General features: G+C 67.2%; 11 protein-coding genes. 4 read left to right on the top strand and 7 right to left on the bottom strand.

What is annotated here, in order from left to right; translation table 11 throughout:
• Nucleotides 1-112: 112 nt before the first annotated feature.
• Both ACEPA4_RS01895 and ACEPA4_RS01900 read left to right on the top strand, forming a co-directional pair.
• Nucleotides 113-2287 (top strand): glycoside hydrolase family 3 N-terminal domain-containing protein, encoded by a 2175-nt coding sequence (locus tag ACEPA4_RS01895; RefSeq protein ID WP_005415018.1) that lies wholly within the window; start codon nt 113-115, stop codon nt 2285-2287.
• Nucleotides 2288-2415: 128 nt separating this feature from the next.
• Nucleotides 2416-2970: a hypothetical protein gene (locus tag ACEPA4_RS01900; protein ID WP_262089754.1), complete on the top strand. Its 555-nt coding sequence runs from the start codon at nt 2416-2418 to the stop codon at nt 2968-2970.
• 115 nt (nt 2971-3085) lie between these two features.
• On the opposite strand, the gene ACEPA4_RS01905 is transcribed toward ACEPA4_RS01900, so the two are convergent.
• Nucleotides 3086-4261, bottom strand: a complete 1176-nt coding sequence (locus ACEPA4_RS01905; protein WP_262089753.1) for a PQQ-dependent sugar dehydrogenase — start codon at nt 4259-4261, stop codon at nt 3086-3088.
• A gap of 169 nt (nt 4262-4430) precedes the next feature.
• On the opposite strand from ACEPA4_RS01905, the gene yiaA reads away from it, so the two are divergent.
• Nucleotides 4431-4883 (top strand): inner membrane protein YiaA, encoded by a 453-nt coding sequence (yiaA, locus tag ACEPA4_RS01910; RefSeq protein WP_014645710.1) that lies wholly within the window; start codon nt 4431-4433, stop codon nt 4881-4883.
• Between the two features lie 100 nt (nt 4884-4983).
• Here the strand turns inward: yiaA and ACEPA4_RS01915 are convergent, their stop codons facing one another.
• From ACEPA4_RS01915 to ACEPA4_RS01940, 6 genes are all read right to left on the bottom strand, one after another.
• Complete coding sequence (locus tag ACEPA4_RS01915) at nt 4984-5307, bottom strand: hypothetical protein (RefSeq protein WP_005415023.1); 324 nt, start codon at nt 5305-5307, stop codon at nt 4984-4986.
• A gap of 110 nt (nt 5308-5417) precedes the next feature.
• Complete coding sequence (locus ACEPA4_RS01920; RefSeq protein WP_065179423.1) at nt 5418-6719, bottom strand: APC family permease; 1302 nt, start codon at nt 6717-6719, stop codon at nt 5418-5420.
• Nucleotides 6716-7477: a L,D-transpeptidase gene (locus ACEPA4_RS01925; RefSeq protein ID WP_005415025.1), complete on the bottom strand. Its 762-nt coding sequence runs from the start codon at nt 7475-7477 to the stop codon at nt 6716-6718. Before ACEPA4_RS01925 ends, ACEPA4_RS01920 begins: the two co-directional genes overlap by 4 nt.
• Before the next feature lie 15 nt (nt 7478-7492).
• Nucleotides 7493-8341, bottom strand: a complete 849-nt coding sequence (locus tag ACEPA4_RS01930; RefSeq protein WP_053498690.1) for a MurR/RpiR family transcriptional regulator — start codon at nt 8339-8341, stop codon at nt 7493-7495.
• Nucleotides 8342-8699: 358 nt separating this feature from the next.
• Nucleotides 8700-9794: a dipeptide epimerase gene (locus ACEPA4_RS01935; RefSeq protein ID WP_005415027.1), complete on the bottom strand. Its 1095-nt coding sequence runs from the start codon at nt 9792-9794 to the stop codon at nt 8700-8702.
• On the bottom strand, nt 9791-11230 hold the full coding sequence (locus tag ACEPA4_RS01940; RefSeq protein WP_065186621.1) for an SH3 domain-containing protein: 1440 nt from the start codon (nt 11228-11230) through the stop codon (nt 9791-9793). Before ACEPA4_RS01940 ends, ACEPA4_RS01935 begins: the two co-directional genes overlap by 4 nt.
• A gap of 132 nt (nt 11231-11362) precedes the next feature.
• On the opposite strand from ACEPA4_RS01940, the gene ACEPA4_RS01945 reads away from it, so the two are divergent.
• Nucleotides 11363-12835, top strand: coding sequence for a transglutaminase-like domain-containing protein (locus ACEPA4_RS01945; RefSeq protein WP_065186622.1), 1473 nt, complete (start codon nt 11363-11365; stop codon nt 12833-12835).
• Nucleotides 12836-12855: the final 20 nt, after the last annotated feature.

Below are 12855 nucleotides of genomic sequence, written 5' to 3' on the forward strand. Positions count from 1 at the left end.
TGGGACCATACGGGCCCCGCTGTTGGCTGAAACTGAACGAAGAAACCTCTCGCCAAATGGCTCGGGATCGCTAGAATGCCGGGCTTGTAAACGTTTTCATCAAGGACTGCCGGTGGCCTCCGATCGCATCGAATCCCTCATTGCCCAGATGACCGTCGAGGAAAAGGTCGGCCAGCTGGGTGTCTTCGCGGACATGGTCCGCCCGTTCGCCCCGGACGTGAACCCGGAAGCCAACGTGCGCAATGCCGACCAGGTGCTGCAGCAGGTGCGCGAGGGCAAGGTCGGCTCGCTGTTCAATGGCGTGGGCGCCGAGCTGGGCCGCCGCATCCAGCAGGTCGCCACCGAGGAGAGCCGCCTGGGCATCCCGGTGATCCTGGCCGCCGACGTCATCCACGGCATGCGCACCGTGTTCCCGATTCCGTTGGGCGAGGCCGCCAGCTTCGAGCCGGACCTGGCCGAGCGCACCGCGCGCGCCACCGCCATCGAAGCCACCGCTGCCGGCCTGCACTGGACCTATGCCCCGGCCGTGGACATCGCCCGCGACCAGCGCTGGGGCCGGGGTGCCGAAGGTGCCGGTGAGGACGTGGTGCTGGGTTGTGCGTTCGCCGCCGCCCGCGTGCGTGGCTTCCAGGGCAGCGACCTGCGCGCCGCCGATTCGCTGCTGGCCACGCCGAAGCACTTCGCCGCCTACGGCGCGGTGATGGCCGGCATGGAATACAACATGGTGGACATCTCGCCGCAGACCCTGCGCGATGTGCATCTGCCGCCGTTCAAGGCCGCCTTCGAGGCCGGCGCGATCACCGTGATGTCCTCGTTCAATGACATCAACGGCGTGCCGGCCAGTGCCAACGCTGAACTGCTGACCGACATCCTGCGCGGCGAATGGAAGTTCCCGGGCGTGGTGATCTCCGACTACACCGCCGACATGGAGCTGGTCGCCCACGGCTATGCCGCCGACGACCGCGATGCCACCGCCAAGGCGTTCACCGCCGGCCTGGACCTGAGCATGCAGAGCGGCTTCTACGCCGAGCACCTGCCGGGCCTGGTCGAGAGCGGCGAAGTGCCGATGGCGGTGCTGGATGAAGGCGTGCGCCGCATCCTGTGGCTGAAGGAAACCATCGGCCTGTTCGACGACCCGTACCGTTCGCTGGACCCGGCGCGCGAAGCGGATACCTCGCATATCGCTGCGCATGATGAACTGTCGCGCGATGCCGCGCGCCGTTCGATCGTGCTGCTGAACAACCGCGACAACGTGCTGCCGCTGCAGAAGACCGGGCAGAAGATCGCGCTGATCGGCCCGTTCGTGCAGGACCGCGAGAACATCGAAGGCTGCTGGACGCTGTTCGGCGACAAGCAGCGTTACGTCGACCTGGAAACCGGCGTGCGTGCCGCCATCGGCGACGAAGCGCTGCTGGAAATCGTGCCGGGCTGCGAACTGGAAGCGGCCATTCCGGGCGGTACCGAAGCGGCGGTGGCTGCCGCGCTGCGCGCCGATGTGGTGGTGCTGGCGCTGGGCGAACCGCAGCGTTACAGCGGTGAAGCGCAGTCGCGCGTGGAGATCACCCTGCCGCCGGCACAGCAGGCACTGGCCGAGGCCGTGGCGATGACCGGCAAGCCGCTGGTGGTGCTGCTGCGCAATGGCCGCGCGCTGGCGCTGCAGGGCGCGGTGCGCAATGCGCAGGCCGTGGCGGTGACCTGGTACCTGGGTACGCAGACCGGCCATGCCGTGGCTGATGTGCTGTTCGGTGACTACAGCCCGTCCGGCCGCCTGCCGGTCAGCTTCCCGCAGGTGTCCGGCCAGCAGCCGTACTTCTACAACCACCCGCGCACCGGCCGTCCGGAGCTGCCGACCATGTCGGAGTTCAAGGCCCGCTGGCGCGAGATTCCGAACGAGCCGCTGTACCCGTTCGGCCACGGCATCGGCTACACCACCTTCGCCTACGGCGTGCCGCAGCTGAGTGCTGTGCAGCTTGGCTGGGACGACACCCTGACCATCACCACCACGCTGACCAACAGCGGTGATGTGGCCGGGGAGGAAGTGGTGCAGTTGTACATCCACGACCGCGTGGCCAGCCGCGTACGTCCGGTGCGTGAGCTGAAGGACTTCCGCAAGGTGGCGCTGCAGCCGGGGGAGTCCGCCGACGTGGTGTTCACCCTGACCCGCGAGCAGTTGGCGTTCACCGGCCGCGATGGCGTGCTGCGTGCCGAGCCGGGCCAGTTCGACCTGTGGGTCTGCGCCTCGTCGGCCGCCGGCGAAGCCGTGCAGTTCGAACTGCTGAAGGCCTGATCAGAAAAAGGGGACGGAGGGGATTAAGTCGTTTGTGCCACTAACGACTTAATCCCCTCCGTCCCCTTTTTGTTGCCGTCACTGTAGCGGCGCTACCATCGGGCTTCCTGTTTCGATGGAGTGCGCGTATGCGCCGGATGGCCTACCTGATTCCCGCTCTGCTGCTGGCGGCCTGTTCGCAGCCTGAGCCGCCGGCGCAGCCTGCGGCGGATGCGCCGCCGCCGATGGAAGCGAACGCGGCAGCGACGCCTGCCGCTGAACCGGCGGCGTCGGCTGCCGAACCTGCCGCCGCCGCACCGGCCGCACCGGCCGCGGAGGCGCCCGCCGAGGACGCGCGTGCGCGCATCGAATCGCTGCTCGGCGATGCGGCGCAGTTCGAGAAGGTCTTCAACGCGTTCAAGACCGCCGTGGTCGGCGGTGATCGTGCTGCGGTGGTCGAGCAAGTGCGCTTCCCGTTGAACATCAGCGACGGAAAGAAGATCACTGGCCCCGGTGAGTTCCAGCGGAACTACGAGAAGATCATTACCCCGGCGGTGGTCAAGGCAGTGTCCGAGCAGGACTTCGGCAAGGTCTTCGTCAACCAGCAGGGCGTGATGATTGGCGATGGACAGGTGTGGTTGAACGGAACGTGCCTGGACAAGGCCTGCACGCAGACCGAGGTGAAGGTCATCACCATCCAGTGAACGCAGACGGCCCCGCACGCGGGGCCGTTTGGCAGGGTAGTGCCGGCCGCTGGCCGGCAACCGCCGGATGCCGGAAGGATCCAGGTGCCGGCCAGCGGCCGGCACTACCGGGGCATCAGGTCTTCGGGGTGAGCTTCAGCAGGCGCGCCTTGCTGCCGTCTTCCAGCAGCCACAGGGCGCCATCCGGGCCCTGTTCCACTTCGCGGATGCGCTCGCCCATGTTGAAGCGTTCGGCTTCGCGCGCGCTGTCGCCATCAAAGGCCACGCGCACCAGCGAGGTGGACGACAGGCCGCCGATGAAGCCGCTGCCCTTCCACTGCGGGAACAGGCTGCCGCTGTAGATCATGAAGCCGGCCGGCGAGATCACCGGCGTCCAGGTCACCTTCGGGGCGGCGAATTCCGGGCGGGTGTCGTGGTCGGGAATCGGACGGCCGTCGTAGTGGTTACCGTTGGAAACGATCGGGTAGCCGTAGTTGGCGCCACGCACGATCAGGTTCAACTCGTCGCCACCGGCGGGTCCCATCTCATGCGCCCACAGCTTGCCGTTGGCGTCGAAGGCCATGCCCAGGATGTTGCGATGGCCCAGCGACCACACCTGTGCGGCAACCCCGCCCTGTGAGGCGAACGGGTTGTCGGCGGGCAGGCTGCCATCGTCGTTGAGGCGGATGATCTTGCCGAGGTTGCCGCCCATGTCCTGGGCCGGATCGAACTTCTGGCGCTCGCTGGAACTGATCCACAGCTTGCCGTCCGGGCCGAACGCGAGGCGATGCCCGTAGTGGCCCTCGCCGCTGACCTTGGGGCTCTGCCGCCAGATCACTTTCAGGTCCTTCAGCTGGCCACCCCCGTCGGCATCCAGTGCCAGCGTGGCCCGGGCCACCGCGGCACCGCGGGTGTCGAGCGTGCCTTCCTCGGCGTAGCTGACGTAAACAACATGATTCCGGGCGAAGTCCGGGTGCAGGATGATGTCGCCGAAGCCACCCTGGCCACCATAGGCGACCTTCGGAACGCCGGTGATCTCATGCTTCTGGCCGCTGGCCAGATCCAGGTGCTGCAGCTTGCCGCGCTTCTCGGTGACCAGCAGGCTGCCGTCAGGCAGGAAGGTCATCGCCCAAGGCTGGTCAAAACGGCTGACTTCGGTGGCGGTGAACGGACGCTGGTCGGCGGCGGAGGAGGCTGCGGGCGCTGCGGTCTGGGCGCCGTTGGCGCCAGGATCGGCGGCGTTGCAGGCGGAGGTGGCGAGGATCGGCACGAGGCCGAGGCCGAGGGCGAGCAGCAGGGGCGTACGGGTCATGGGTATCTCCAGGGCGGGGATGCGGATGGCCGGGCTGCCCCTTGTATACCACCGCAGCCGTTACCGTCGTGGCCCGAAGGTCCTGCGCCCCCCTGTGCGGCAGCGGCGGGATCGTCTAGGGTGGGCACGCCCGGGCAAAGCATGCCCGTCTGCCTGCCAAGGACCTGCAATGAATACTGCCATGCCTCACAAGCCCTCCACCGCCTTCATCGCCGCCTCGTGGGTGGCCCTGCTGCTGGGTGCGGCGGCGTACCTGATCGGCCTGTTCAATGCCACGATGGCGCTCAACGAGAAGGGCTACTACCTGACCCTGCTGCTGTTCGGCCTGTTCGCGGCGGTGTCGCTGCAGAAGAGCGTCCGCGACCGAGTCGAAGGCATTCCGGTCAGCGGCCTGTATTACGCGCTGTGCTGGTTCGCGTTGTTGTCGGCGCTGATGCTGCTGCTGGTCGGCCTGTGGAACGCCACGCTGGCACCCAGCGAGAAGGGCTTCTACGGCATGGCGTATGCCTTGTCGTTGTTCGGTGCGGTGGCTGTGCAGAAGAACACCCGCGACCTGATCGCCGCCGGTGGTGGCGAGAGCAAGCGCAGCGCGATCGTGCCGCCGCTGCCGGAACAGGAATGATTCGGTAGCGCCGAACCCATGCTCGGCTCAGCCGAGCATGGCTCGACCCTAAACGTGGGGCGAGAGCCGAGCGTAGGCTCGGCTCTACAGCAGCCTGGGGCTATCGCTTCAAGCGCGGATCCGCCAGCTGCGCTTCGTCCCAGCCACGGCGCACGGCGTTGCGTGCCTGCGCCCAGTCCAGGCGACTGCGGCCACGTTCGCTGGCCCAGCGCGATTCCAGTTCGCGCTCCACTTCCTCGTAGGCGCGGATCATGTCCTGCGCGCGCGCGGCATGGCCGATCCGGTAGGCCGGCTCGTAGTCCTCGAAGAACAGTTGGTCGTCGTAGTACGGCTCGGCGGTGTAGCGCTCGCGCCAATAGTCGCTGACCGCGTCGCGCGGCGTGCTGTCGTCCGGTACGCGGCCGGGAATCTGGTACTCGGTCATGAAAAGGCTCCGTTGTGGACGAAGCCTGATCGTGCCTGCGTGGCGGTTAACGGTCCGGTCCGACAGCGTGATCGCCAGATCAATCCGCCAGGCATGGCCCGGCGCTCCGTTCACCCGGCGTCCGCATCCTTGCGCGGCAGCGTGTAGATCACCGCGCCAATGACGAACGCGACCAGTGCAGCGGCGATGTTCTGCCAGCTGGCACTGGCGAACAGGGCCAGGCACAGCAGCAGCGCCAGCACCGGAATCAGCGGGCCACCGGGCAGCTTCAACGCGCCCGGGCGATCCGCGTAGCGCTTGGCCAGCACCAGGACGGCGGCAGCGGTGCCGATGTAGGCGAACAGGCGCGTGGTCATCGACAGCAGGGCGAGCTGCACGAACGAACCGGACAGCGCCAGTCCGAGCGCGATCAGGCCCTGGCACAGGATCGATGCGGCCGGCGTATGAAAGCGCGGATGCACCTGCGCCAGGATCTTCGGCCCGTAGCCATCGCGGGCCAGTGCGAACAGGAATCGCGGGCCCATCATCATCGTGTTGCTGTTGGTACCCAGGATGGAGATGGTCGCGCCGATGGTGAGGATCAGTGCCAGGGCCTCGCCGCCGAAACCGGCTGCGGCGTCGGCCAGCGGCGTGGCCGAGCTGGCCAGGCCGGCCAGCGTACCCTGCGCCACCACCTGCACCGCGCCATAGATGACGGTGACAGTGATGATCATGGTGATCAGCGCGAACGGAATATCGCGGCGTGGATTGCGGTACTCGCCGGCCGCGGCCGGGATGTTCTCGAAGCCGGCGTAGGCGTACAGCAGCAGCAGGGCGGCCTCGCCCATCCGTTGCAGGTCATGCGGGTCCGGGCGCTGGCCGGAGAAGGCCAGCTGTGGATCGATATAGAACGCGCCGATGGCCACGAACAGCAGCAGCGGCAGCATCTTGCCGATCACCAGCACCACGCCGGTGCGCGCGGCCGAGCGCACGCCGATGATGTTGACGCCGGTCAGGAAGCCCAGCGACACCACGATCACCGCGATGCGACCCATGCCGGCGCCGGCCCACGGCCAGAAGCGCGCGACCGCATCGGCCAGCGCGTTGCTCAATGCGGCCGCCGAGCTGATGCGGGTCAGCCAGATCATCCAGCCGATCTCGAACCCTGCGAAGCGGCCGAAGGCCTCGCGTGCGTAGAGGTAGCTGCCACCGGGTTCATCGAAGTAGCTGGCGGCCTGCGCGTAGCACAGCACCAGCAGCGCGACGACGATGCCAGCGGCGACCACGCCCCACAGGCTGAAGGGGCCGAGCAGGGCGACGGTGGCGGCCGGCAGCAGGTAGATACCGCTACCGATCACATCGTTGATCGACAGGCCGACGATCTGCCAGCGGCTGACCGCGCGCTGCAGCTGTGGTTCGTCCTGCGCGCTCAACGGGCGTCTCCGCTCAGCGCGGGCAGCTGCCACTGCACCTGCAGTCGCTGGTACTCGGTGCGCGGCAGCAGCACGAAGCGCGGCGTATCCTGCGGCCGCAGCCAGTCCAGCAGCGCCTGCATGCGCGCTTGTGGCATGGCGGTACAGCCGGCGGTGGCCTCCCCGGGCGTGCGCCACAGATGGGCGAAGATGCAGCTGCCCTTGCCGGGCTGGTTGTCCGGGTTGTGGGCGATGACGAAGCCCTCCCGGTAGCGCACGTCGCCCTTGTTGTGCAGATCCAGCCGCATCGGCTCGGTGGAGCCCTTGATCGCTGCACTGCCGACTTTCTTCTCATCGACGATGCGGTTGTAGAACGGCGAACCGGGCACGTCCATGCAGTAGCTGCTGTCCAGCATCGGCTGGTAAGGCATTGCGGTGCCGGGGCGTGTGACGGCATAGCCGAACGCACTGCCGAGCGCGAATATGCCGGCCGGGCTGCGACCGTCTCCTTCCTGCTTCTGCGGGCCATCGGCCTGTGCCGGATGCAGGCCCAGGCCCCAGGCGCTGCCGGTACGGCCGAGCGCCACCGGGAACGCCTGTCCGTGCGTGTGCCAGCCCTTGCCATCGCGCACATAGGCCTGCAGCTGCCCTTGGGTACTGTCCCAGCCATCGCTGGTGACCACGATCAGCTGGCGCGCGCCATCCAGCGGCGCCGCGTGAACGGACACCGTCGCAGCAAGCAGCAGCGCAGCGGTAGCGAGGCGAACCAGCGATTTCATCAACAGGTGCTCCGGTCAGGAATCCAGCAGGTGGTCGATCCGCTCCAGGTTTACCGCCAGCTGCTGCTGGCGGTCCGGATTGGTGTGGCAGAGCAGCACGAACAGGAAATCGAGCAGGGCGTGCATGGCGCTACGGTACAGCAGCTGCGCGACCTGCGGCGTGCGGTCGTGCGCGCAGACCGCCAGTGCCGCATCAGCATGTGCGCGCAGCGGGTTGGCAGTGTGGCGGGTAATGGAAATCACCTTGCCACCCATGTCCTGGAACTGCCGCGACAGCTGCGAAAGCTGCGGCAGGTTGCCGAATTCGGAGAACACCAGCAGCACATCGCCGGGGCGTGCGGCCGACAGGTTGGCCAGCATCAGGATCGGGTCGGTGTGCGGCACGACCAGCAGGCCGAGCAGCGACAGCCGCATGGCGAACTCGCGGGCGAACAGGCCGTCGTCACCCAGGCCATGGACGAACAGCTTGGGTGCGCCGTCGAGCAGCTGCACGATGCGCTCGATCTCCTCGCGTGGATTGGCCTGGCGTGTTTCCTCCTCGGCCTGCGCCTTGCTGCGGCGCAGGGCCTCGCCCAGGCGCAGGTAGTCATCGCCGCTGTCGGGTTCGCTGGGCACCTGTTGTGGATCGGCACCGGCGCGGGCCACGTCCTGGCCGATCGAGTACTTCAGGTCCGGGTAGCCCTTGAAGCCGAGCTTCTGGCTGAACTTCACCACGCTGGACTGGCTGATGCCCAGCGCACTGGCCAGCTGCTGCGATGAGTAGTCGCGCAGCAGGTGGGCGTTGTCGAGGATGAAGTCGGCGATGCGGCGCTCGATGGCAGACATCTGCCCGCGCTCGGTGCGGATCTTCAGCAGGGGCGGCATGCGGGGCGTCCGGGCATGTGTAGGCGCGTTGCGGCTGGCAGCGTAGAGCGTGTCATGGAATGGGTCGAGCGGGTTCCAGCCTCGAAGAGGTTACGGAGCGCAGTTGTTGCTTTTGAAGTTGAGTCCGCCTTCAAGCGAGCCGAGCACCGCAGGTCCGGCGAGGGCGAAGAGGCGCGGGTGTCCGAGCGCAGCGAGTTCCCGCGCCGTCCCTCGACGGGCCGAGGAGCGCAGGGAACCGGTGCGTAGCACCGGCTCGCGGTCGGCGGAGCGTTTCTTTTGGTTACTTTTCTTTTCGCGAAAAGAAAAGTAACGCCCGACCCAACGTCAGTGGCACGCCAGGCCAACCGCAAGGCAGAAATCACCCCAGCATCTCCAGCCCACGCACTTCGGTGATACCCAGCCCCGGCACGTCGCTGATGCTGATCTCCGATTCGTTGAAATGCACGCCGCCGCTGACCGGATCGAACTGGCCCAGCGAGGGACCGTCGAGGTCGACCTTGGTGATCACATCGCTCTTGGCCACGGCCAGGTGCACGGCCGCGGCCACGCTGATGCTCGATTCGATCATGCAGCCGATCATGCACGGCACGCCGTAGATGCCGGCGATGTCGGCGATGCGGATCGCGTTGGAAAGGCCGCCGGTCTTCATCAGCTTGATGTTGATGATGTCGGCCGCGCGCTGCTGGATCAGGTCCATCACCTGGCTCGGGCTGAACACGCTCTCGTCGGCCATGACCGGCGTGTTGACGCGGTCGGTGACGTACTTCAGGCCGCTGATGTCGGCGGCCTTCACCGGCTGCTCCAGCAGCTCCAGTACCACGCCGGCTTCCTCCAGCGTGCGCATCGCATGCACCGCCTGCTTGGCGGTCCAGCCCTGGTTGGCGTCCAGGCGCAGCAGGGCGCGGCCCTCCACGGCGGCGTGGATCGCCTTGACACGTTCGATGTCCAGTCCGATGTCCTTGCCGACCTTGATCTTCAACGACTCGAAGCCGCGTTCGATCGCCGACAACGAATCGGCCACCATCTTGTCGATGTAGTCCACGCTGATGGTGATGTCAGTGGTGATCACCGGGTCGCCGCCACCGAGCATCTGGTACAGCGGGGCACCGTGCAGCTGCGCCCACAGGTCGTACAGCGCGATCTCCACCGCGGCCTTGGCGCTGGTGTTGCGCTCCATCGCGGTCTGCACCAGCGTGCACAGGTGGTTGAGGTTGACCACGTCCTGGCCGATCAGGCGCGGGGCGATGAAGTGGCGGATCGCTTCGATGATCGAGCCGTGGGTATCGCCGGTGATCACTGCGGTGGCCGGGGCTTCACCATAGCCGGTGTTGCCGCTGTCGGTGCGGATCAGCACCACCACGTCTTCCACGGTCTCCACCGTGCGCAGCGCGGTCTTGAACGGTGTCTTCAACGGCACGCGCAGCATGCCCAGTTCGATGGCGGTGATCTTCATTCAGGAGTCTTGGCCCGCAGGCGCTGGATGTTGGTGATGCGGTCGATGTAGCGGACGGTGTCGCTGGCCATCATCGGCTCCAGCGGCGTGACCGAAACACCATTGAGATGGGCCTGCACGCGTTTGCCGTCGGTATCGAACCAGCTGCCGCCCGCCGTATCGTGGATGACCCAGGTGCGGCCGTCGACGTGGCCGATGGCCATCATCACATGACCGGGAATGTAGACCAGGTCGCCCACCTGCAGGCGGGCGACGGCACGGTCGCGCACCGCCTTGCCGTCCTTGCCGGTGAACGGCAGGCGGTCCAGCGCCGGACTGACCGCCTGCGCGCTGGTATTGCGCGGCAGCAGCACGCCAAAGCTGCGGTAGATCTCGGAGACGAAACCGCTGCAGTCGCGGGTGTCGTAGTCGTGGCCCCAGCCGTAGCGTTCGCCGAGGAACTTGAAGCCCTGCTGCAGCAACAGGCGCGGGGTCAGCGGCAGGTAATCGGCGGCGGTGTCCTGCGAGCGCGGCAGCAGCGCCGGCACCAGCTTCAATCGGCCATCGGCCTCGCGTACCGGCAACTGCACCACCCACGAGGCGTGGGCCTGCTGGCCGTTCACCGGCTCTGACGCGGGCCAGTCGGCCAGCACCGGCAGGCGCACGCCCATGTCCAGCTGCAGGCGCGAGACGCGCGGCTCCTCCGGGGTATGGGCGGTCTGCGCGGTGGCGCCGGTGACGATCCGGTACGGTCCCTTCGCGCCGTAGCCGAGCACCGTGGCCTTGTCGCCGCTGGCGATGGCGTCGGCTTCGATCCACGCGCTGTAGCGCTCGCTGTGCACGAACAGCCAACGGCCATCGGTACTGCGATGGACCACGGCCACCTTGTCGCCGGGGAACAGTGCCGATTCCTGGAAGCGGTCGATGTCGGTGTCACCGACGGTGCTGAAGACGCGCTCGCGGGTGGGGAAGGTGCGCAGCGCGGCACGCTTCACCACCAGCCCATACTGCGGTGCCACCTGTGTGGGAATCGCATCGAGGCCGAGGTTGGCTTCGATAGTGCTGCGCAGCGCGGGTGCGATCGCCTGGCCCTTGTCGTTGTAGAGGGCGCGGGTGGGCCAGCTCGACAGCGCGGTGATGCTGGCGCGAACCGTCGCCGCATCAAGCTGGGCGGGCAGTGTGGCGATGTCCTGGATGTGGCTGTCCTGCGCCCGCATCCGCGCGTTCTGTGCTTCGATCTGCGCGCGATCCAGAATCGGCGCGTCGGCGTTGTCCAAGCGCGCGGCCCAGTACTGCGGGGTCAGATAGGCCTCGTGCAGGCCGATCACATAGGGCAGCGGCGCACCCGGGTCGGGCGGTGGGGCCGCCTGTGCAAAGGCCGGGGCGGCCAGCAGGCACAGGGCCAGGGCCAAGCGGCGCGGCCAATGCCGGTGCCGTTCGCGGAAAGCCAGGCTCATGCGGTGCACACCCTCCTCGAATGCCTGTTGGAATATTTATTCCTTTTGGCCCCGAAAGCAAGAATAAATTATTGACCAACATCCCGGCCCGTGTTACACAGCCGTTACCACCCGCGCTGGGGAAGTGTCGCTGTGGATCCTGCCGTTCGCAAACCGCGTCTGACTGCCGCCGCCGGCCTGGGTGCCGTGTTGCTGCTGTGGGTGTCGGCCACGCACGCAGCAGGCGAGCGCAGCAGCCAGCAGCAGGCGCGTCAGGCGCAGGTGATCGACCTGATCGACAGCGGCCGTTTCCGCGACGCCGACGCGCTGCTGGCCACTACACCCGCCGCCACTGACGAAGCGTTCCAGCGCGAGCGCATGCGCCGCATCCGCCTGGATTTCGCCCTCGACGAAAACGCCGCCAAGGACGCCGTACGGCGCGGCATTCCCGATCTGACCGACGAGGAATTTGCGCGCTGGGACCAACTCGGCCTGATCGAGCATCTCGATATCGATGGCGAGCGTTGGTACTTCAAGCGCGCACCCTCGAACCTGTTCCTGCTCAGCGACGAAGCACGCGCGCGTCGCCGCGCGGATGCACCGATGCCGCCTCCGGGCCCCAACGAAGTGCTCAATGCCCACCACGCAGGCGTGGTTGCTGCGGCCGAACAGAGTGGCCAGGCGTCGGTTCTGCCGCAGCGCTATGAATTCACCCAGTCGCTCACGGTGAAAGCCGATGTGGTGCCCGCCGGTGAAACGATCCGCGCGTGGATTCCGTACCCGCGCGAGATCCCCGGCCAGCAGGAGCAGGTGCAATGGCTGGGCAGCACCCCGGGCAAGGCGCGCGTGGCTCCGGCACATACCCAGCAGCGCACCGCCTACCTCGAAGCCAAAGCGGTTGCCGGGCGGCCAACCCGCTTCGAGATCCGCTACGCGGTCACGATCTTCGCCCGGCATACCGCGATCAACCCGGCCGTAGTGCAACCGACCCCGGCCGACCCGGCCCTGAAGCCCTACCTGGCCGAGCAGCTGCCGCATGTGCGCTTCACCCCGGCGCTGAAGCTGTTCTCCGACCAGGTGCTGCAGGGCGAGACGCGCCCGTATGAAGTGCTGCGCAGGCTGTTTGCCGCGGTCGACCGCATTCCGTGGGCCGGTGCGCGCGAATATTCCACGCTCAGCAACATCAGCGATTACGCGCTGCGGGCCGGCCATGCCGACTGCGGGCAGCAGACCCTGCTGCTGATCGCGCTGCTGCGCATGAACGGTATTCCTGCACGCTGGCAGTCGGGCATGGTGTTCTCCGGCGACGGCAGCGGCTACAACAACCTGCATGATTGGGCGCAGGTCTACCTGGCGCCGTATGGCTGGCTGCCGATGGACGTGACCACCGGCGCACTGGCCAGTGATGTGCCGGCCCTCCGTGACTTCTATCTGGGTGGCCTTGATGGCTACCGCATCGCCTTCAACGACGATTTCGGCCAGCCCTTCGTGCCGGCCAAGCAGCACTTCCGCTCGGAAACGGTCGACTCGCAGCGCGGCGAGGCCGAGTGGGCAGGCGGCAACCTGTACTTCGACCAATGGAGCTACGACTTCCAGTGGCGGGTACTGCCAGCCAGGCAACGCTAGCGCGACACACCGCATTCCAC

Source organism: Stenotrophomonas sp. P2112 (assembly GCF_041897515.1).
GTDB classification, from domain to species: Bacteria; Pseudomonadota; Gammaproteobacteria; order Xanthomonadales; family Xanthomonadaceae; genus Stenotrophomonas; species Stenotrophomonas sepilia.

Excerpts from the sequence above, each read along its gene's own strand:
- ACEPA4_RS01900 (WP_262089754.1), top strand. The coding sequence starts at position 2,416 with ATGCGCCGGATGGCCTACCTGATTCCCGCTCTGCTGCTGGCGGCCTGT.
- ACEPA4_RS01905 (WP_262089753.1), bottom strand. The coding sequence starts at position 4,261 with ATGACCCGTACGCCCCTGCTGCTCGCCCTCGGCCTCGGCCTCGTGCCG.
- yiaA (WP_014645710.1), top strand. The coding sequence starts at position 4,431 with ATGAATACTGCCATGCCTCACAAGCCCTCCACCGCCTTCATCGCCGCC.
- ACEPA4_RS01915 (WP_005415023.1), bottom strand. The coding sequence starts at position 5,307 with ATGACCGAGTACCAGATTCCCGGCCGCGTACCGGACGACAGCACGCCG.
- ACEPA4_RS01925 (WP_005415025.1), bottom strand. The coding sequence starts at position 7,477 with ATGAAATCGCTGGTTCGCCTCGCTACCGCTGCGCTGCTGCTTGCTGCG.
- ACEPA4_RS01930 (WP_053498690.1), bottom strand. The coding sequence starts at position 8,341 with ATGCCGCCCCTGCTGAAGATCCGCACCGAGCGCGGGCAGATGTCTGCC.
- ACEPA4_RS01935 (WP_005415027.1), bottom strand. The coding sequence starts at position 9,794 with ATGAAGATCACCGCCATCGAACTGGGCATGCTGCGCGTGCCGTTGAAG.
- ACEPA4_RS01940 (WP_065186621.1), bottom strand. The coding sequence starts at position 11,230 with ATGAGCCTGGCTTTCCGCGAACGGCACCGGCATTGGCCGCGCCGCTTG.